Source organism: Pedobacter superstes (assembly GCF_037622515.1).
Lineage (GTDB): Bacteria > Bacteroidota > Bacteroidia > Sphingobacteriales > Sphingobacteriaceae > Paradesertivirga > Paradesertivirga superstes.
In genome coordinates, this window is record NZ_JBBJCN010000002.1 from 570,112 (window position 1) to 590,276 (window position 20,165).

The window sequence follows — 20,165 nt, forward strand, 5'->3', positions numbered from 1 at the left end:
TTTCTTATCTTTAATACAACCTCACATAAGCTGTATGAAGAAAGATCTCTATACCTCTCCGGATTATTATTTGCTTGATGACTTACTCACAGAAGAGCACAAACTAATAAGGGAAACAGTAAGAGAGTGGGTAAAAAAAGAGTTAAGTCCCATTATAGAGGATTATGCTCAAAAAGCAGAATTTCCTAAAATTTTACTTCATGGTCTTGCGCAGATAGGAGCTTTCGGACCAACAATTCCACAGGAATATAGCGGAGCAGGTCTGGATAATATCGCCTATGGCATAATGATGCAGGAACTTGAGCGCGGTGATTCAGGCATTCGTTCTACAGCATCCGTTCAGGGATCGCTGGTTATGTACCCGATCTTTTCATTTGGCTCCGATCAACAAAAACAAAACTATCTCCCAAAGCTAGCCTCCGGCGAATTGATGGGTGCATTTGGCTTAACCGAACCCGATTTCGGATCTAATCCTTCCGGCATGACTACAAATTTTCGGGAGGATGGAGATTCTGTTATTCTGAACGGATCTAAAATGTGGATCTCAAATGCCCCGTTTGCAGACATCGCGATAGTTTGGGCACGAAACGAACAAAATGAGATAAAGGGCTTAATCGTAGAAAGGGGCATGGAAGGTTTCAGCACGCCCGAAACTCATAATAAATGGAGCTTAAGAGCTTCTGCAACAGGAGAATTGGTATTTGATAATGTTAAAATACCCAAAGCAAATATACTTCCCGGAGTAAGCGGCATGAAAGGCCCATTAAGTTGCCTGAACCAGGCAAGATATGGAATAGCATGGGGAGCATTAGGAGCTGCTATGGATTGTTACGATACAGCTTTACGTTATGCTAAAGAAAGAATCCAGTTTAACAAGCCCATAGCCGGATTTCAGCTGCAGCAAAAGAAACTTGCTGAAATGATTACCGAAATAACGAAAGCTCAGTTAATGGTGTGGCGCTTGGGCGTACTTAAGAACGAGAACCGTGCCACGCCTGCCCAGATATCGATGGCTAAGCGTAACAGCGTAGAAACAGCTATAAACATAGCCAGGGATGCCCGGCAAATTCTTGGTGCTATGGGCATCACCGGAGACTATTCAATTATGCGTCATATGATGAATCTTGAATCGGTAATTACTTATGAAGGAACCCATGATATTCATTTATTAATAACCGGGCAGGATATTACGGGGATTAGTGCGTTTGAGTAAAAGGATTACACAGATTAAGGGGATTACACTGATGAGAAGGATTACACCGGTTGAGGGGATAATTAAGGGCCCTTTACGTAGTATCCATAAAATCCCTATATCTTTGCAGAATGTTTCCGGACAGGCAGAAATACAGTAAGATAATAAAAGACGAAGCAAAGCGACTTGGGTTTTTATTTTGCGGTATTGCCAAGGCTGAATTTCTTGAAGAAGAAGCGCCGCGGCTGGAGAACTGGCTTAAACAGGGCTTCAACGGCGAAATGGCGTACATGGAAAACCATTTCGATAAACGGCTTGACCCCACAAAGCTTGTAGAAGGTGCCCGGTCGGTAATTTCTATGGGTTTAAATTATTATACAAATAGCATTCAGGCTAATCCCGATGCTCCTAAAATTTCCAAATATGCTTACGGCACCGATTATCATACAGTAATCAAAGAAAAACTTAAAGAACTCCTGCAGGTAATTAATGAAAAAATCGGAGAAGTAGGCGGACGTGCTTTCGTGGATTCAGCACCAGTGCTTGATAAAGCCTGGGCAAAAAAATCGGGACTGGGCTGGGTTGGAAAAAGCACAAATCTGATTAACAAAGAAGCAGGATCATTTTTTTTCCTGGCCGAATTGATTGTAGATATTGAACTCGAATATGATATCCCGTCCACAAAAGATCATTGCGGAACCTGTACCCGTTGTATTGATGCCTGTCCTACCGATGCCATTGTCGGGCCATATATCGTGGATGGAAGTCGTTGCATTTCTTATCTCACCATAGAATTGAAAAACGAAATCCCGGCAGAGTTTCAGGGCAAAATGGATAACTGGATGTTCGGCTGCGATGTTTGTCAGGACGTTTGTCCATGGAACCGATTCTCTACCTTACATAATGAAACTGCGTTTCAGCCAAACTCTGAACTGCTGCAAATGACTGCACGCGATTGGGAAGAAATCACAGAAGATGTGTTCAAGAAAGTATTTCAAAAGTCGCCTGTGAAAAGGACAAAATATTCAGGGTTAAAGAGAAATATCGATTTTTTAAAAAGCAGGGAAGCCCTCTAAAAAGAAAAAAACGGCCATATGGCCGTTTTTCGATCATTCAATAGGTATAATAATCTTTATTCTATGAAGCTTCCGTCGCCTCTGCGGTTAATTTGTCTTCCGTTTCTTGAAGGAGGAGTCCCTGTCCATTTTTGAGGTGTCCATCTGAAATTGATCATAAAATAACGGCTCAAAGCATTTGATTTAGTATCAGTAAATCCATTTTCACCGATAGTCCGTGTAACAAAATTATTTTGATTCAGTACATCGAACGCCTGAATACCTAAAGAACCATTATTCCTCTTGAAAAATTGACGTTCAATAGATCCATTAATTACAAATGGGTTATTGGTAACATTGGCATTTATTCCACTAACAAAGTTTTTCCGGGCGCTGAAATTTAAAAGATTTCTTTTTAGAACATATAGCCTGCCATCACCACTTATTGCCAGTGTTTTCGTTAAATTATTATTCGTTGATATGGTGTAATTAGCCTTTGTGACATTATAACTAACGTTTGGATTCAACTCTAACCAGTTATTCGGATTAATCTGCAAAGCGACGCGCTCATTAAAATTCCAGGATCTGCCATTATTAATAATCTGGTTGCTCATTGATACAGATTTATTATAACGTATTGAACCATTAAAATCCAATTTATACTTACGCTTGGCAAAGCTTTTCGATATACCATAATTGCCGCTGAAACTATGTGCGCCGTCTAAATTCACATACCTGGTTTCCCGGATCAAGTCAGTACTATCCAAATCCTCAGGTTTAAAATACTCTACGATATTGGTGGTTACCCGGTTTGGATTAGTGGTACCTGTAATATTCGCGAACAAAGTCAGATTTTTGTTTGCTATAAAGTTGTTATAGTTAGCTGTTACGTTATGATTAAAAGCCACCTTCAAATCTTTATTTCCGACTTTTGGATTATTGGGATCTGTATCGTCCCTAACGGGTTGAATCTGGTCAAAAGTGGGTTCCTGCGGTGACCCGTTATATCGGATACCAAGTCTGTGAGTACGGGATAGCTGGTATTCAAAATTAGCTATGGGAATCATCGTTAAATTTGTTCTCTTCAGAGAAATTCCGAGATGCTCTTTAGTACCCTGCAGAACACTTGGTACAACGGTTATACCCAGTGAACTATTATATTTTGTTTTTCTAACATTATAATTCAAGCCGAATCTGGTAGTTGTAAAGCTGTAATTAAAAATATTACTTAAAGAATCTACCCTTACAGGTGCCCCGGTTATTATATTGTCTGTAAACCTGGTATTATCATATTGGCGCTGATTAATACTTACATTGAATTGTAACCTTGAAGTATTTCCCTGAACTAATTTTAATGGCTCAGTAAAGGTAAAACTGGCTGAACTGGTATTTCGCAGGTTTTTACTGAGCACCAATCTTCTCACGGTTGAATCCGGAAGAGGAACATTATCATTGAACAATTGAACGATCGCATCAACATCTGTTTCTGCCTCCGTACTGTTGTCGTCCCTGCCTAAATTTAAAGAAGCACTTCTCCCACGTTTTAAAAATTGGTGTTGATAAATTAAACTCCCGCCAAAATTAGGAGTAGTAGTCGTCTGATTATTGGTACCTAAGTCTACACGATGCTGGTAGCCTGTTTTAGCTTCGTTAGTAAACGAATTATTAAGAGACGTGACATAACTCACACTCGGCGAAAAACGCAGAAAATTAGCGCTGTCAATCTCATACTCCAAATCAAAACTAAATGTATTAGTCTTGTCGTTTCTCCCGCGTTCGTTTTGTGTATTAAGGAAAGTGGTTACCCTTGATGTATCACCAGAATTATTATCCACAAGAATACTATAGCGTTCCGAATTACTAAGATTAGTGGAATTGTTATCGTTAAAACGATAGGAATAACTGGTATTTAAACTAATCTTTTTCCCGAACTGGTCACGAAATCCTATAGATCCTCCTCCACTTTGATTTATTCCGCCGCTTGAACCTCCACCCTGGTTTCCGCTGAAACCTCCGCCTTGTCCGCCGGCCCCTCCGCCTTGCCTTCCGCCGCCTTGTCCACCACCACCTTGTCCTCCGCCAGAAAATCCTCCGCCGCCACCAGTAAATCCACCGCCACCGGCAACACCGGTTACTGTGTTGTTAAAAGTCAGATTAACATTAACTTGCTGATTCCCGTTGATACGATTTCCGCCGATTGAGGTACCGTAACGTTCATTATTGCCCAGACCTGCTATTAACCGGCCATTATTCCCTACTGAACGATCTCTCCTTGTAGTTAAATTTAAAACTTTAGTTGGCTCACCATCCTTTATTCCTGTTCGTGCCGCTTCGTTCCCAAAATCGTCTACAAATTGCGCTTTCTCAATTATATCTGCAGGCAAGCTCTGAATGGCTGTTGCCACATCACCGCCGGCATAATCCTTACCATTAAGCCTTAATCGTTGAACATCGACACCCTGATGCGTTACGGTGCCATCAGCTCCAACTTCTACACCCTCCATTTTCTTAAGAAGTTCGTCTACCGTAGCATTCGGCTTTACCACGTAATCACTTGCTCTGTATTCTACAGTATCTTCTTTATATACAATAGCAGGGGCTCCGTTTATAGTTACCGTATTTAGCAAATTCGAAGTCTCCTTTAAAATGATAGGATCCAGAACCAGTTTAGCCGCTCCATCATTATAAAGAAAGCGTTTATTGAAACTGCGGTAGCCTATACTTCTAACAGAAATAGTAAACTGCCCCGATTTTACATCCTTAAATACAAAAACCCCCGAATTACTGGTGACTCTTTTAATAGAATCTGTTCCGGTAGTTAATACTACAACGGCACCGATAACTCCGTTATCTGTACTGTCTTTAACAATACCACTTACTTCACGCCCGGGTGCGGCAGGGGTTTGAGCGTATATTTTACCCGTGAGGAAAATAACTGCAAGGAGAATAAAAATCTTTTTCATTAGAATACAATTGTTTTTTAAAGGAGATGAAGCTATCATGAGCATATATTCATTGCTGTTGGTAAGCGGTATGCTCATGATGGTTTCATTATGTTACTGCTTAGTATTATTTCTTAGCTAATGTATACTTACCCCAAAAATCGGTAGGAAGAAGTGCCGAAGGATCAAAACCTCCCCTTCCACCGCCGCCGAAGCCGCCGCCTTGACCGCCTCCGCCAAAACCGCCTTGTCCACCACCGCCTTGTCCGCCACCGCCAAAGCCACCACCCTGGCCTCCCCCGCCAAAACCACCTTGTCCGCCGCCGCCAAACTGACGACCATTTATTTTTATATTGTAAGCGAATTCTTTACTGTTTAATGTTAAGCCCAACGATTTTAACGGAACAGCGAGTTCATATACAAAAGCTCCTTTATCATCGAATTTTGCTACAGCATTGATATCATATTCATTGTATATTGAAATCAGACTATCGGTAATATCCTTAAATCCTAAAACTTTAATTTCTTTAACAGCGGCCAATTGCTGTTTGCGCATTGCTAACATTGCTGAATCCGCAGATGCGCCTTGCGCCTGGCCAAATCCACCTTGTCCTTGCTGACGTTGTCCACCACCCTGTCCTCCTTGTCCGCCCTGGCCACCTTGCCCCCTTTGCCTTTGCTGTCTGACGATTACCGGGTAAGTAATCGCAAACCCTTCTTTTTCTTTTTTCTTTCCGTCGGTATTAATGGTAAGTGTGATCCCTCCCATCATTATTTTATTGTTGTTTATATTGTCTGTAGACTTAATAACCAGATACAGGTTCTTATCGTCGTTAGACATGGTATATGATATCAACGTGCTTTTGTTGGATGCCTGAAAAACATCTTCAGTGATTTTCCCGTCAACTTTTATTGGTGTTGAAGCCCATACCGGGTTATCCTGAATATTTGGAGTTTTCTGGGCGAAAGCGATAGTATATAACCCTGACAAAAGCAAAGTACAGATAAGGATCCTGGGAGAGAGCTGATTAGTATTCATCGTTTATATTTCTTTGGATACACAATGATAACAATACTTAAAACGTTAAAAATATAAATGATACCTCCAAAGGGAGAAATGATACCAAAGGCTGTATTTTAGCGATTTCTTTTTTTCGCAAAACGAAAAAAGCATCTGTCTCCAGATGCCTTTGTTTATTTCAGTTTATTTTTTTGAATCTATTTACCAAATTTCAGCTTTAGCTGTTCGAGCATATCCGTAGTTAAGGGAGCCGCTTTTTCCTCTGTCTTAGGTTGATGATTATTATCCCTTTTTGGTGGATGGTTATATTCTTTTTTATTATTTACAGCCTTTTGCTGGGTTTGTTGAACCTGACTTTTATCCTGAATTTCTACCGAAATCGTTTTTTCTGTATGTTGTTTGATTATAATCTTTTTGTTATTGTTCCAGCGTACCCAGATCTTTTCCAGGCAACGTTTGGTATATAAAGGAAAGTCACCCTGCTGCATCCAGGCATAATAGCTGGGCTCGGCAGTAAAAACCTCCTCTACGCATTTCCCTTTGTGTTTACCGAAGTTAAATACTTCAATTCCTTCCTCATTAAAAACTAACCTTCCGGCAAAATCAACCGGACGGCTTAAGTTTGTAAATGAGTGTAAAGCATCAATATCATTCTGTACAGGCACAGACCTGTTCCCCTTTTTATCTTCCCACTCGGTGTCTTTGTATTTTTCTAACTGTGCCAGAAGAACGTCATAGGTGGCGCGAATATCAGCTTCAGCAGAATGCGCATTTTCAATATCTTTTCCGCAATAGAATTTATAGGCTGCTTTTAAAGTCCGCTGCTCCATTTGATGGAAAATATTCTGAACATCAACAAAGCGCCTGGTCTCTAAATCAAAATCAACCTTTGCCCGCAGAAACTCTTCCATAAGCAAAGGAATATCAAACTTATTGGAATTGTAACCTGCCAAATCCGAATCTCTTAAAAAATCAGCAAGCTCCTGCGCTACATCTCTAAATTTTGGAGCATCCTGAATATCCTTTTCGAAAATATTGTGAATCAAAGATATTTCGTACGGAATAGGAATTTCAGGATTGATTCGCATACACTTGATTTCCTGAGAACCATCAGGAAGCACTTTTAAAATCGCAATTTCTACTATTCTGTCAGTACCCAGATTTAAACCTGTTGCTTCAAGATCAAAAAATGCAAGCGGACGTGTGAGATTTAATTTCATATTTATTTGAAAACAAAGGTGGTAAAAAAGCTTTGGAAAAAAGATAAAATAATGTGTGTTTTGTTTCTGTTACATGTATCTTTCACAACCTAAGTACATCACATGAAACATTTTTTACTATCAGGAGCATTAGCTTTATCCTCAACTATTGCTTTTGCGCAAGATTTCGCATTTGCCAAAGTAAGCTCACAAGAGTTTGAACTAAAAAAATACGATAAAGACGCCAATGCCAACGCTGTGGTATTAAAAGAGTTTGGCAACGCATACATCAGCAGTAGCGACGGCGAACTTGTTTTCGACTATCACATTCGTATTAAAATTTTCAATAGCAAAGGATTTAAACACGGTAATGTAGAAATTCCGATCGGGAAAAGTGACGCGAATACTTTCGAAAAAATACGCGATATAAAGGCTATAACGTTTTATCCTGACGAAAACAATCTGATCAGATCAAGTGAACTGGACCCGAAGCAAATTTTCAAGGAATCGAAAGCCGGGAAATATCATGATCTTACAAAGTTCGCTCTGCCAAATCTTCGTGATGGCTGTATTATTGAATATAAGTATACCATTCAATCACCCTTTATAAGAACATTCAGAAGCTGGGATTTCCAGTCGGATATACCGAAAGTTTCCAGTGAATATTGTGCCGTAATACCGGCAGTATACAATTATAATGTAAGCCTTAGAGGACCATATAAATTAACAAAGAGCACCGGAATCCTTGAAAAAGATTGTTTCCAGCCTGGAGGTGGCTTTAAAGCAGACTGTTCTAAAATGACTTATGCAATGGCGGATATTCCGGCATTTGTTGAGGAAGATTATATGACCGCAGCCAGTAATTTTAAATCGGCCATGTATTTCGAATTATCCGATTATACAGATTATCGCGGAACCAAGCATCAGCTTTCTAAAGAATGGAAAGATGTTGACCGTGATCTGAAAACAGAAGAATACTTTGGTGCGCAATTAAAAAAGAAAGATTTTTTTAAAGATAAAATCACCCCTGTAATTGAAGGAAAGACTACAGAACTCGACAAAGCAAAAGCCATATATAGCTTTATGCAAGGTTGGTTTAAATGGAACAACTTTTATGGTAAATACAGCGATCAGGGCGTTAAAAAAGCATTCGAGAATCATTCGGGAAGTTCAGCTGATATCAATCTGGCTCTTGTTACCGCGATAAATTCAGCAGGCTTAAAAGCCGAACCTGTGCTTTTGTCAACACGAAGAAACGGCCTTATCAGTGATCTTTTTCCGGTGCTTACCGAATTCGACTATGTGATATGTAATGTAACGATCGGCGAAACATCGTACCTGCTGGACGCTACTGACCCGATGCTTCCTTTCGGACTTCTGCCCTTAAGGTGCATAAACGATAAAGGCAGGTTGATAAACTTTGATAAGCCCTCTTCCTGGATCGATTTAAAAGCATCACAAAAAGAATCTAAAACTCTTAATCTGGATCTTATACTGGATGAAGAAGGGAAAATAACCGGTAAAATGATTGTTCTATCGGCAGGTTATGAAGGGTACAATAAACGATATGCTATAAAAAAGTTTAATTCAACCGACGAATATGTAGAGGATTTAGATGAGCGGTATCCTAAAATAAAATTCTCGAAGGCTGAAATAGTGAATATGGACAGCCTTGAAAAGCCATTGCAGGAGCTTTATGAAATCGAGATAAAAAGCCAGAATAATGGGCATGTAAATATTAACCCTTATTTCATGAACAAAATCACGGAGAACCCCTTTAAACTGACTGAAAGAACATACCCCGTTGATATGGGAGCCCCCTCAGAAACAAAGGTCATTATGGTATTGAAATTTCCTGAAAAGTTTGAAGTGATAAGTAAACCTCCGGCATTAGCCCTTTCTTTGCCAAACAATGGCGGCCGACTCTTAACACAATCCACGCTGGAGGGCAATACACTTCTCGTTTCCTATAATATGCAATTAAAAAATTCAATATATTCTTCTGAAGAATACCATTATCTGAAAGAGTTTTATAATAAGATCATCCAAACTCAACAGGCAGATATAATCTTGAAGAAGAAGTTATGAAGTTTATAATCATATGTATTAGTATTATCCTCCTCTCTATATCGGTTAAGGGACAAATCAGTAACTTTTCTGTAGCCTCCATCCCAAAACCTATACTACCCAGATCGGGGGCCGTTGTACGAAATTCTGAAACTATAATTGAAGTCAAAGACCTGGACGAGGTTTACTACCGTAAAAAATATGCTATCACCATATTGAACTCTTCCGCCCTTGAGGAAGCCTCCGTGTTTCTGCATTACGACAAAAACACCATTATTAAATCTGTGAAAGGAGCCATCTATGATGAATCTGGAATACTTAGCGCCAAAATAACAGAGAAAAACTTTCAGGATAGAAGCTCTGTATCCGACTTTTCATTATATGAAGATGACCGGATTAAATATTTTATTCCCTCACAAATCACCTATCCTTTTACCATAGAATACGAGTATGAGATAAAAACACGACAAAGCCTTTATTTCCCTGCCTGGATTCCGGGCAGGTCTACCGGAGTATCCATTGAAAAAAGTTCTTTAAATTTCATCTGTCCGGAAGATTTTAAGCTTCGTTATAAGGAATATAATTACCAGGGAAAAGTTGAAGAGATCACAGCTAATGGCACCAAAAACTTTAAATGGGAGGTTTATAATATTCATGCACTCAGAGAGGAGCCCTATAGTCCTAATTACGAAGAATACCTTGTCACAGTTAAACTTGCTCCTGAAAAATTCGCTTTTAAGAATATCAAAGGACGTTTTTCTAATTGGGCAGAATATGGTATCTGGACAAATAATAATTTACTGAAAGGCAGGGATGAACTTCCACAAGCAACTAAAGATTATATCACTAGTCTGATCAAAAACGTTTCCGATCCTAAAGAAAAGGCAAAGAAAATCTATGAGTTTGTTCAGAATAAAACGAGGTATGTAAGTGTACAGATTGGAATAGGAGGCTATCAACCCAGTCCGGCAGCTGACGTTGACCGCTTAAGCTATGGCGATTGTAAAGGACTGGTGAATTACATGCATTCCCTTCTAAAAATTGCAGGCATAGAATCTTATTACAGCATAGTATATGCAGGATCTTTTAAAAGAGACATAGCGCCCGATTTTACAAGCATGGATGGGAACCATATTATTTTATGTTTACCATTTAAAAACGACACCACATGGCTTGAGTGTACAGATAAATTTGCTCCATTTGGTTTTCTCGGTGATTTCACTGATGACAGATATGCAGTTGCCTGTACACCTGAAGGTGGAAAAATTATGCGAACACCAAAGTTCCCGGCGATAGATAATAAACAACTAAGAAAAGCCGACTTTAAAATCACTTCGAATGGTTCATTAACTGGAACTATGACCACCCGGTTTAGCGGAACACAATATGATAATCATCATATGCTGCTCAATGAAGCATATTCAGAGCAAATGAAAAAATTGTCCGGTTTATACCCGCTGCCAAACATTACAATACAATCGCTTCAATTCACTCAAGACAAAGGAAGCAGACCCGAAACCAAAGAAATTATTGCCCTTAGCTCTGAAAACTATTGCAGTATAACTGAAGGTAAATTACGTGTCAGAATAAACGGAGTCAATAAAACCCGTCCTATAAGGGAGATTAGTAAGCGTACAAACCCTGTTAAAATTTCAAGGGGCTATTATGATGAAGATGTTATTACCTATCAAATTCCCGAAGGGTATAAGCCCGGTTTAGCTCCAAACCAAAAAATAATTGAGAAGCCTTTCGGTAAATACTCTGCCAATGTAAAGTTTACTGACAATACGATAACCTACAGTAGAAAAATGCTGCTGAATGAAGGAAGTTACAAAGCTGAAGAATACCAGGAATTGGTAGATTTTTTCCAGGAAATAGCTGATGCCGATAGTTTAGAAATAGTTCTTGACAAAAAGATCTAAGAAAATATCAGTATCCCAAGGAGTATCCCTACTATCATTACTAAGTATAATAATATCTCAGTAGTAGCAAACCGTTTATATTTTGTCCAGAAAGAATAATCAGTTTCTTGTTTACTCATAAAAAAAGCCGGAATAAATCCGGCTGCAAAACTATTAATAATAAACTATCAGACGCCTTCTTTTTTCCATTTTATAGTGCATCCAATAGCTTTTGTAGTGGTAACCTCAGGCTTTTTACCAGAAGCAATTGCGTCAATTGCATTTTCGACATATTTTATCTTATCAGGATTTTTGCCTTCAGTATCGCTGTCAATTGCCCCAATGTACTGTACAACATTTCCCTTAGCTGTTTTTTGAAGCAGAAAAACATGAGGGGTGCGGCTTGCTCCAAACTGTTTTGTGATTACATGACCGGGGTCCATTAGATATGGAAAACTAAAGCTTTTGTCTTTTGCCCGCTGTTGCATTTTTTCAAATGAATCACCAGGTTGCGTGCCGGGATCGTTTGGATTTATAGCTACTACCGGGTATCCTTTTGAAGCATATTTTTTATCTAATGCAATTATCCTGTCTTCATAAGCAACGGCATATGGACAGGTATTACAGGTAAAAATCACAACATACCCTTTAGCAGACGACATGTCGGCCAAAGCAACCGATTTACCATTTATATTCTTTAAACTAAAATCTGCGGCCACATCACCAATCTGGTAACCGGCGGTCTGAGCCTTTGCCAGCAATCCGATGCTAAACAAGAATAAAAGAAACGATTTTTTCATAATTAATTATTTAGATGACTGATAGACTTTTTCTAACTCTGAATAGGTAAATTCCTTTTCGTATAGTTTACCGCTCTTATTTTTCTGATTATAAATCAGAGTTGCAGGCAATGCACCAGACCAATCTTTACTTATGCGGTCTATATACTGCTGCTCGTTGGTTTCATTTAGTAAGAAAATCTCATTTTTTAATTTATTCCGTTTCACAAACGGAACCACAACTTTATCCAGCTTTGATTTTAAATCCAGGCTTACAAGTAAAACTTTTAATGGCTGATCTTTATAATTGGACTGAAGCTGTTCAAAATAAGGAAGCTCTGCAATACAAGGCGCACACCAGGTAGCCCAGAAATTAACCACATAAACAGTATCCCCTCCATTTTTAACCCGACTCTCCAACTGATTGACACTTAGCAAGTTCACGCTCTGAGCACTTAAAACTCCTGAAAAAGACACAAACATTAAGAGCACCAGTATTAATTTGCCACTTTGACTAATCATATTCAAATCTAAACCATCTTAATTTAAAAAAGAGCTTACAATTGTAAATTTGTTATTATAAAACATGACTAATCTAATTCGTTGCTGACCTTTGATTTTGCTTCTATAACACACGCAGGTATAACATTTGAAAAACAATTGTGTTATCTCTTAAATATTAATCGTTCAAATCCAATTTAAGACACATGAGATCATTCCACTCGTTTTTATTTTTCTTCATACTATTTACGGGATGTGCGAAAACGATTAAACCCCAACAATTATTAAAGGATGTGCAGGAGCTTTCTGCCGACAAATACAAAGGCAGAAAATCTGGAACAGCAGAAAACAAACTAGCAGCTGAATATATCATTAATCGATTTAAAGAGATTGGATTAAACACTTACCTTAACAATTATAAAAAGCCGTTTACTTTTAAAGATCGCTCTGGTAAAGCCATAGAGGGGACCAACCTTATCGGATACATCCCAGGTAAGAAACAGGATGCAATAGTAATTTCGGCCCATTATGATCATGTAGGGATAATAAACGGTGAAATTTTTAATGGTGCGGATGACAATGCCTCGGGAGTGGGCGGACTGCTTTCAATCGCTCAATATTTCAGTAACAACCACCCGGAACATACCTTGGTTTTTGCGGCTTTTGATGCAGAAGAATCGGGACTGGAGGGGGCAAAAGCGTTTGTCGCAAATCCTCCCCTGGAGTTCGACTGCATTAAATTAAATGTGAATATGGATATGATCAGCCGTAGTGATAAAAACGAATTATATGCTGCCGGAACGTGGCATTACCCATTGCTCAGAGCTCATGTGACTAATACTAATCCGAACATAAAAATTCTGTTCGGCCACGATAACCCCAAACTGGGTAAGGAAGACTGGACTAACCAGAGTGATCAGGGAGCTTTCCATGCAAAAAAAATCCCCTTTTTATATTTTGGTGTTGAAGATCATTCTGATTATCATAAGCCAACCGATGACTATAATAGAATTAACAAAGAATTTTATCAGAATGCTGTAAAGGCAATTTTAGAAGCTATTCAGAATATTGATAAGAGCGTTACGATACAAAAAATATTCAGGGATAAATTGATTATGCATTAGTATAAAATTATTTTTTCAGCTTATACCTGGTTTCAATCATACCTTTAAAAGAGTCTGCATTACTTAAATCTTTGACATCCGACGACGTAATAGCCATTTTTGTACCCATAATGGTAGCAACAGGAGCCTTCGCGGACAGAGTTCCATTTACAAGATAATTTATGGCTGCAGCAAACTGCGCTTCCAGCGGATCTCCAAAATCGTGAGTTACATCATCAGGAGCGGTACTATTTGGAGTAAAACCAGCATAATAGCCGCCCTCACCGTTCGAGTTTTTACTTTCAAACATTGAAAAATACACATCGTATTTATCGATAGTTATCGGGAAGAAACCAACTGGTTTCCCATAGGTAGCTGAACCAATAAGCTTAACATCCAGGTGCGGCTTCAAAACATTGATAACCAACTCACTGGCAGAGGCGGTGTTTTCAGAAACAAGAAATACAACTTTTGAAATACCGTTTAAATTTCCTTTTTTAGCGAATTTATAGGTATTATTTGCTACGGAATAATCTATATCATAATAGGTGACCAATTTACCATTCGAATATTGAAATTTTCCGTCGGAGGTTAAAAGCGGTTGATTTTTAAGAATAGATGCCTTACCCGTTTGTAAGGTAGTATTAAAATGTTCTGTAAACATTACAGATCCGTTAAGAGAAGAAGGCGCTATTAAATTTGCTAATTGCTCTGCAGTCGTCACATATCCCCCACCATTATATCTTAAATCAATAACTAAATCGGTTACAAGACCGGTAGCAAATTCTGAAAACACCTGATTAAGAGGAGCTTCAGCATTAGTTATATTAGAAAACCTTGCAAAAGCCAGATAACCGATCTTTTTACCGTTTCTGGAAATTATTGTATGCTTAAATACCGGGCTACTGTTGTATGTAACTTTGGTAAGGGTTCTGGTAAATTGAGTACCATCACTCTTTTTTCCTTTTAGCGTAATACTGGACTGATCAAATGCGGAGTTAATAAAGTTTTGATCATTTGTAAAACCAGAACCCAGCACCCGGCCATTCATTTCCAAAAGTACGTCTCCCCTATCCAGAAAATTTTTATCAGCGGGAGAACCCTCATTGACATATCTTAAATAAATCTGATATGAAGATTGAGTTCCTATTGCGCTTAATGCGAGTCCAAAATCGGTTCCAACCCCCTCAAGGCTAACCTGGCTGATTGCAGGCACGCTTGCAACCGATGTTGTAGGGTTATTAGAATCCTCATCTGTTATGTAAGAATATTTAGGATAAGTTGCTGATGTGGAAACAAACTCATAAGGCTTTCCTGTCAATGGATTTATTTTTAATTGAGTTATATCAAAAAGCTCTTTATTAAAATTATCCAATTCATTCGAAAACATTGTATACTTTCTCGGGTTGAAAACCTCATATGCAGGAAGTGCATCGTTCCACAAATAGGCCTCCTTAGCATATAAATAAATAGAATCTTTAGTTAATTGATCCCGGGAACCATTTGCCGGAGTCTGAGTGGTTATATCTGGTTCAGTCTCATCAATATTATTTTTTTTACAACCAACTACTAAAAAAGTAATTAATATGAGGTTAAAAAGAACTACTGAGAAACTTTTCAAACTAGAAGATGATCTCATAACTAAAAATAGGATTTATAAATGATTATAGGATAAACGCCAAACCATAACGAATGGTTTAGCCTGTAAATATCCAATAGCTTAAAAATTAACTAATTGGGTAAATATATGGCTTTGATCAGACAATTCTGGTTTCCCTGTAATTGTTTTATTGCCGGAGGCATTCTTGAAGGCCTGTTTTCGATGGTTGCTGATGGTAAGTGATCTGCGATATCTGCGTTTACCGATCTTACATATTGTACTTCTGCAGAATTCACTGATGAAATTCTGTTTGTGGCAATTGCAGAAAAAGAATTATTGGAAAGATAAAAAAGGGCTTCTTTTAAATTTGCTTCATTTTCATCGCCAAAGTCATGAACTAAATCATCCGCTACATTTTTATCAACAGGAAAACCAGCAAAAAAATCTGCTTCTCCATTGCTGTTTGCTGTTTTAAATGATACCGGGAAGATATTATACTCAAAGACAGGGATTGGGAAAAAGCCTACCGGCTTACCATATGTCCTGGTATCTCCGATGAGTTTAACACTCATAACAGGACGCAAATTATTGATTAACAACTCGCTTGCGGAGGCAGATGAAGGTGAAACAATAAATACAATCCGGCTTAAGTCAAGACTGCCCGTTTTGTAAAACTTATAAGATTCATTCCATGAAGTATATTTGCTGTTATAAACATAAGTATACATCACCTTTTGAGCCCGTCCTACACTTTTAGGAGCGAGCATATTAGCCAACGTGTCCTGAGTGGAAACAAAACCTCCCCTGTTATAACGGAGATCAACAATAATTTCATTAACACCCTGGTTTTCGAAGCCGCCGATTGTATTAAGTAATTCCAAAACAGAAGTAGCTTCAGAAAATTCATTGAAAACAAAATATCCTATCTTCCGGTCTCCTTTGATATAAACAGACGAATATAGTACAGTATTAAGCTTGTAGGAAGTTTTCTGAAGGGTTTCAACTGTCACAGTGCCGTTGGGTCTGATAAATTCGAATTGAGCAGATTTCGGACTGCCAAAGAAAACATCATTAATATAATCTAAATCAGCCGGTACACTGCGGTTTATTACCCTCCCGTTTATCTTGTTCACACGCCAGGTTCTTTTAACCCCTGTTATACCAGCAGATGAATTGGAATAAACATAGGTGACCCGTATCTCGGTGTTATTTCCGGGAACAAATTTTACGAGAAAGCCAAAATCATCCGAAGAGCCTTCCAGGGTTTGTTTGGTTTCTTCTTTTGTCTCAGCAAAACTCCATTTATCAAGTGGCTGATAGCCCCGGACCCTTTCCATCAAAGCGTAAATATCCGGGGAGGTTCTGGGTTTAAAAACTGATGGTGCAGGAAGTTTTTCGGCCCATAGATAAATATCCCTTGTATATAAATACGCTGAATCAAGCACATTGTATTCAATATCAGCCCCCCGATTTTTTTTACATGCTGTAAATGAAACCGATAGAAAAGTAAAGCCGATGATAAAGAATTGGAGTGAGTGCCTGGATAGATAATTTGAATTCATTCTTTGGCTAGATTAATGAAATTGGAACGCCGGTAAAACAAATATCACGAAATAAAATCGGATACCGGAACATATTCAATTCCTGCTGCTAAAGCAAACTGTTGATCCCGTTCTGTTGATCCGACTATCACAAAATCATCTTCTTTTAGATCATTTTCCTCCATTAATAAACGAATTACATCAATACTGGGTTTAGGCTTTATTTCATCTGCAAAGTACACCCTGAGAAATTTTTCCAGTCCGTGCCATTCGGTATGTTTGATTTTATTGAGCTGTTGCAGGGGATCTCCGGCAGTAACAATAAAAATCTGTTTTCTATCCACCACAATTTCCTGCAGAAAGCTTAACATATTCTGAAATAATAAAAGCTTCAATGGCAATTTAGCCTCTCTCAAAAGTCGTTCGAAATTTGCCCTGTACTTTTCATCAAAAGCGTATACTTCTTTGGCCTTATCAAAAATCCTGTCTGGGCCATGTTTTTGGTGCACCTTTTTCATAAACTGAATCAGGTCATTCGATACAGGGAAGCCTTCCTGAAATTCCAGAAAATTGGCAAACAAATAGTATACCTGAAGATCATAATCCTTTGACGGAAACAGCACATCGTCCATTTCAAAAATAAACGCATTTTTAGAACTAATCAAATTCGCGAAAGTTTTCATTTAATCAACTGTAAATAGTTGGACCTCTGATGAGGAGCCATCTTTCAAAAAAATACCTCTGTCCGGAAATTCAACCTTTTCAGCATCCTCGTTTATCACGATTTCCCCCTTTATACCTTTATTTAGTAAGGAAGCGATGCGAGCTCTGACAGGAACTATGACCCTTATTCCGTATTCATCAAATAATTGTCTGGAATCTGCAAGCGCAAAAACTTCGGCAGTACGCAATGGAAAGACTTTTTCAATTGAATTATCCAGACAAATTGTTAATAGCAAATGAGCAAAAGACGGAGAATCTCCCAAAGGGATTTTAACAAACTTTTTATCTTTTAACATTACTTGCGGCAAATCTTCAGAATCTGCAAGGAAAACGGTATCAACGTTATTTAAAGAACGCTGTAATTTATAGGAGTGCGCTGTTGCAGCCGCTGTTATTAATATATTCAATCTGCAGAATCTATAATTTGTCCGTCTTTCATTGTTACTTTCCTGTCGGCCATTCCGGCTAACTCTTCATTATGTGTTACAATAATAAAGGTTTGAGAGAACTCGTCCCTCAAATCCCTGAAAAGTGAATGCAAACTCTGAGCATTTTGAGAATCGAGGTTTCCAGAGGGTTCATCAGCCAGAATTACCGAGGGATTATTTACTAAAGCCCTGGCTACGGCAACACGCTGCTGCTCTCCACCGGAAAGCTCATTTGGCTTATGACTTGCTCTATGTTCCAAACCCAGCATTCCCAATAATTTTGTAGCTCTGGCCTCCGCTTCTTTCTTGCTTTTTTTACCTATAAATGCAGGGATACAAACATTTTCCAATGCCGTAAATTCTGGCAATAAATGATGGAATTGAAAGATAAAACCGATGTGCTTGTTTCTAAAAGCGCTTAATGCGGATGCTGAAAGCTTTGAAATATTTGTATCATTTATAATGACCTCACCTTTGTCTGCCCGGTCTAACGAACCTACTATATGCAGTAAGGTACTTTTACCGGCTCCTGAAGCACCTACGATAGTTACAATCTCACCTTTTTTAACACTAAAATCGACCCCTTTTAAAATTTCAAGATCTCTATATGATTTATGAATTCCTTTTGCCTGCAGCATAAGGCGAATATAGAGCTTAATGGTGAAAGGTAAAAGGATGATGATGAATTGCGGGTTTGAATAGTGAATTGAAAAGACGAATGTTAAATACACCACAAAGGTTTTAAAAATGCATCAAATTTTGTACTGCATTGCTTCTCAAAACTTTGATAAAAACTATTAAATTTTTAAAAACGCAGCATTTTTTTGATATTTCTTTAAATAATTGATGCAAAATGGTAGTTTTACGTCGAAAAATTTTCAAATCATGAATATTCACGAATACCAAGGTAAAGCCATATTAAAAAGTTTTGGTGTAAGGGTGCAGGAAGGCATAGTAGCTGATACTCCTGAACAAGCCGTAGAAGCAGCAAAAAAACTAAAACAGGACTATAACTCTGATTGGGTTGTAGTAAAAGCTCAAATCCATGCCGGTGGTCGCGGTAAGGGCGGCGGTGTTAAACTGGCGAAAAATCTGGACGAAGTAAAAGAAAAAGCGAGCCAGATCATCGGCATGCAACTTATTACTCCGCAAACCGGACCTGAAGGTAAAAAGGTAAGTAAAATACTTGTTGCCCAAGATGTTTACTATCCGGGAGAAAGTGAAACTAAAGAATTTTATGTGAGTGTATTGCTCGACCGTGCAAAAGGTCGTAACATCGTTATGTATTCTACCGAAGGAGGAATGGATATTGAAGAAGTTGCAGAGCACACTCCGCATTTAATTTTTAAAGAAGAAATCGATCCGAAAGTTGGATTACAAGGGTTCCAGGCACGCAAAATAGCATTCAATTTAGGTCTTAGCGGCGACGCATTTAAGGATATGACCAAATTTATTGCTGCCCTATATAAAGCATACGAGCATACAGATTCATCGATGTTTGAAATCAATCCGGTTTTAAAAACATCCGACAATAAAATTTTAGCTGTTGATGCAAAAGTTAATCTTGACGATAACGGTTTGTTCCGTCATCCTGATTATGAAGCTTTACGTGATATTGCTGAAGAAGATCCAATGGAAGTTGAAGCAAGTAAATCAAACCTTAACTTCGTAAAGCTTGATGGTAATGTAGGCTGTATGGTTAACGGAGCTGGGTTAGCAATGGCTACCATGGATATTATCAAACTTGCTGGCGGCGAGCCTGCCAATTTCCTTGATGTTGGTGGTACCGCTAATGCACAAACTGTTAAAGCTGCTTTTCACATCATTCTTCAGGACCCTAATGTTAAAGCAATTTTAATTAACATTTTTGGTGGTATTGTACGTTGCGATCGTGTTGCACAAGGAGTTATTGATGCATATAAAGATCTTGGAGATATACGTGTTCCAATTATTGTAAGATTACAGGGAACAAACGCAATTGAAGCCAAGCAATTAATTGACGAATCAGGATTAAAAGTTTACTCTGCAATTCTATTAAAAGAAGCTGCAGCATTAGTTACAAAGGTTCTTGAAGACTAATCTTATTTAGCTGATACTTAAAATGCCATCTCCA

Annotated in this window: 16 protein-coding genes; 6 read left to right on the plus strand and 10 right to left on the minus strand. The window is 38.4% G+C overall.

Annotated features, from left to right (window positions below; all coding sequences use genetic code 11):
* Nucleotides 1-34: 34 nt before the first annotated feature.
* Together WG906_RS07880 and queG are read left to right on the plus strand one after the other, a co-directional pair.
* Complete coding sequence (locus WG906_RS07880) at nt 35-1,213, plus strand: acyl-CoA dehydrogenase family protein (RefSeq protein ID WP_339992023.1); 1,179 nt, start codon at nt 35-37, stop codon at nt 1,211-1,213.
* A 110-nt stretch (nt 1,214-1,323) separates the two neighbouring features.
* Complete coding sequence (queG, locus tag WG906_RS07885) at nt 1,324-2,268, plus strand: tRNA epoxyqueuosine(34) reductase QueG (RefSeq protein ID WP_339992024.1); 945 nt, start codon at nt 1,324-1,326, stop codon at nt 2,266-2,268.
* Between the two features lie 56 nt (nt 2,269-2,324).
* Here the strand turns inward: queG and WG906_RS07890 are convergent, their stop codons facing one another.
* The 3 genes from WG906_RS07890 to WG906_RS07900 all read right to left on the minus strand — a co-directional run bounded on the left by WG906_RS07890 (nt 2,325) and on the right by WG906_RS07900 (nt 7,430).
* Nucleotides 2,325-5,210: a TonB-dependent receptor gene (locus WG906_RS07890; protein ID WP_339992026.1), complete on the minus strand. Its 2,886-nt coding sequence runs from the start codon at nt 5,208-5,210 to the stop codon at nt 2,325-2,327.
* A 106-nt stretch (nt 5,211-5,316) separates the two neighbouring features.
* On the minus strand, nt 5,317-6,228 hold the full coding sequence (locus tag WG906_RS07895) for a hypothetical protein (RefSeq protein ID WP_339992027.1): 912 nt from the start codon (nt 6,226-6,228) through the stop codon (nt 5,317-5,319).
* Nucleotides 6,229-6,407: 179 nt separating this feature from the next.
* A complete protein-coding gene (locus WG906_RS07900) occupies nt 6,408-7,430 on the minus strand; it encodes an exonuclease domain-containing protein (protein ID WP_339992028.1) in 1,023 nt (340 codons plus the stop codon).
* A 102-nt stretch (nt 7,431-7,532) separates the two neighbouring features.
* Between WG906_RS07900 and WG906_RS07905 the strand changes: the two genes are divergently transcribed.
* Both WG906_RS07905 and WG906_RS07910 read left to right on the plus strand, forming a co-directional pair.
* Complete coding sequence (locus WG906_RS07905; RefSeq protein WP_339992030.1) at nt 7,533-9,497, plus strand: DUF3858 domain-containing protein; 1,965 nt, start codon at nt 7,533-7,535, stop codon at nt 9,495-9,497.
* On the plus strand, nt 9,494-11,398 hold the full coding sequence (locus WG906_RS07910) for a DUF3858 domain-containing protein (protein ID WP_339992031.1): 1,905 nt from the start codon (nt 9,494-9,496) through the stop codon (nt 11,396-11,398). Before WG906_RS07905 ends, WG906_RS07910 begins: the two co-directional genes overlap by 4 nt.
* A 167-nt stretch (nt 11,399-11,565) precedes the next feature.
* On the opposite strand, the gene WG906_RS07915 is transcribed toward WG906_RS07910, so the two are convergent.
* Nucleotides 11,566-12,177, minus strand: a complete 612-nt coding sequence (locus WG906_RS07915; RefSeq protein ID WP_339992032.1) for a thioredoxin family protein — start codon at nt 12,175-12,177, stop codon at nt 11,566-11,568.
* Nucleotides 12,178-12,183: 6 nt separating this feature from the next.
* Nucleotides 12,184-12,678 (minus strand): TlpA disulfide reductase family protein, encoded by a 495-nt coding sequence (locus WG906_RS07920; protein ID WP_339992033.1) that lies wholly within the window; start codon nt 12,676-12,678, stop codon nt 12,184-12,186.
* A 185-nt stretch (nt 12,679-12,863) separates the two neighbouring features.
* On the opposite strand from WG906_RS07920, the gene WG906_RS07925 reads away from it, so the two are divergent.
* On the plus strand, nt 12,864-13,781 hold the full coding sequence (locus WG906_RS07925; RefSeq protein ID WP_339992034.1) for a M28 family peptidase: 918 nt from the start codon (nt 12,864-12,866) through the stop codon (nt 13,779-13,781).
* A gap of 7 nt (nt 13,782-13,788) precedes the next feature.
* On the opposite strand, the gene WG906_RS07930 is transcribed toward WG906_RS07925, so the two are convergent.
* The 5 genes from WG906_RS07930 to WG906_RS07950 all read right to left on the minus strand — a co-directional run bounded on the left by WG906_RS07930 (nt 13,789) and on the right by WG906_RS07950 (nt 18,690).
* On the minus strand, nt 13,789-15,399 hold the full coding sequence (locus tag WG906_RS07930; protein ID WP_339992035.1) for a S41 family peptidase: 1,611 nt from the start codon (nt 15,397-15,399) through the stop codon (nt 13,789-13,791).
* Between the two features lie 92 nt (nt 15,400-15,491).
* Nucleotides 15,492-16,922, minus strand: coding sequence for a S41 family peptidase (locus WG906_RS07935; RefSeq protein ID WP_339992036.1), 1,431 nt, complete (start codon nt 16,920-16,922; stop codon nt 15,492-15,494).
* A gap of 44 nt (nt 16,923-16,966) precedes the next feature.
* Entirely contained in the window at nt 16,967-17,584 is a 618-nt protein-coding gene (locus WG906_RS07940; protein ID WP_339992037.1) for an HAD hydrolase-like protein, read from the minus strand.
* Nucleotides 17,585-18,031, minus strand: a complete 447-nt coding sequence (locus tag WG906_RS07945) for an ATP-grasp domain-containing protein (RefSeq protein WP_339992038.1) — start codon at nt 18,029-18,031, stop codon at nt 17,585-17,587.
* Complete coding sequence (locus WG906_RS07950; RefSeq protein WP_339992261.1) at nt 18,028-18,690, minus strand: ABC transporter ATP-binding protein; 663 nt, start codon at nt 18,688-18,690, stop codon at nt 18,028-18,030. The genes WG906_RS07945 and WG906_RS07950 overlap by 4 nt, the downstream gene beginning before the upstream one ends.
* A gap of 247 nt (nt 18,691-18,937) precedes the next feature.
* On the opposite strand from WG906_RS07950, the gene sucC reads away from it, so the two are divergent.
* The gene (sucC, locus tag WG906_RS07955) at nt 18,938-20,131 is read left to right on the plus strand and encodes an ADP-forming succinate--CoA ligase subunit beta (RefSeq protein ID WP_339992039.1); all 1,194 of its coding nucleotides are present in this window, start codon (nt 18,938-18,940) and stop codon (nt 20,129-20,131) included.
* The last annotated feature ends 34 nt before the right edge of the window (nt 20,132-20,165 follow it).

Bases quoted from the DNA above. Each gene is read 5' to 3' on its own strand.
- WG906_RS07880 (WP_339992023.1), top strand. From the start codon at position 35: ATGAAGAAAGATCTCTATACCTCTCCGGATTATTATTTGCTTGATGAC.
- queG (WP_339992024.1), top strand. From the start codon at position 1,324: ATGTTTCCGGACAGGCAGAAATACAGTAAGATAATAAAAGACGAAGCA.
- WG906_RS07890 (WP_339992026.1), bottom strand. From the start codon at position 5,210: ATGAAAAAGATTTTTATTCTCCTTGCAGTTATTTTCCTCACGGGTAAA.
- WG906_RS07895 (WP_339992027.1), bottom strand. From the start codon at position 6,228: ATGAATACTAATCAGCTCTCTCCCAGGATCCTTATCTGTACTTTGCTT.
- WG906_RS07900 (WP_339992028.1), bottom strand. From the start codon at position 7,430: ATGAAATTAAATCTCACACGTCCGCTTGCATTTTTTGATCTTGAAGCA.
- WG906_RS07905 (WP_339992030.1), top strand. From the start codon at position 7,533: ATGAAACATTTTTTACTATCAGGAGCATTAGCTTTATCCTCAACTATT.
- WG906_RS07910 (WP_339992031.1), top strand. From the start codon at position 9,494: ATGAAGTTTATAATCATATGTATTAGTATTATCCTCCTCTCTATATCG.
- WG906_RS07915 (WP_339992032.1), bottom strand. From the start codon at position 12,177: ATGAAAAAATCGTTTCTTTTATTCTTGTTTAGCATCGGATTGCTGGCA.
- WG906_RS07920 (WP_339992033.1), bottom strand. From the start codon at position 12,678: ATGATTAGTCAAAGTGGCAAATTAATACTGGTGCTCTTAATGTTTGTG.
- WG906_RS07925 (WP_339992034.1), top strand. From the start codon at position 12,864: ATGAGATCATTCCACTCGTTTTTATTTTTCTTCATACTATTTACGGGA.
- WG906_RS07930 (WP_339992035.1), bottom strand. From the start codon at position 15,399: ATGAGATCATCTTCTAGTTTGAAAAGTTTCTCAGTAGTTCTTTTTAAC.
- WG906_RS07935 (WP_339992036.1), bottom strand. From the start codon at position 16,922: ATGAATTCAAATTATCTATCCAGGCACTCACTCCAATTCTTTATCATC.
- WG906_RS07940 (WP_339992037.1), bottom strand. From the start codon at position 17,584: ATGAAAACTTTCGCGAATTTGATTAGTTCTAAAAATGCGTTTATTTTT.
- WG906_RS07950 (WP_339992261.1), bottom strand. From the start codon at position 18,690: ATGCTGCAGGCAAAAGGAATTCATAAATCATATAGAGATCTTGAAATT.
- sucC (WP_339992039.1), top strand. From the start codon at position 18,938: ATGAATATTCACGAATACCAAGGTAAAGCCATATTAAAAAGTTTTGGT.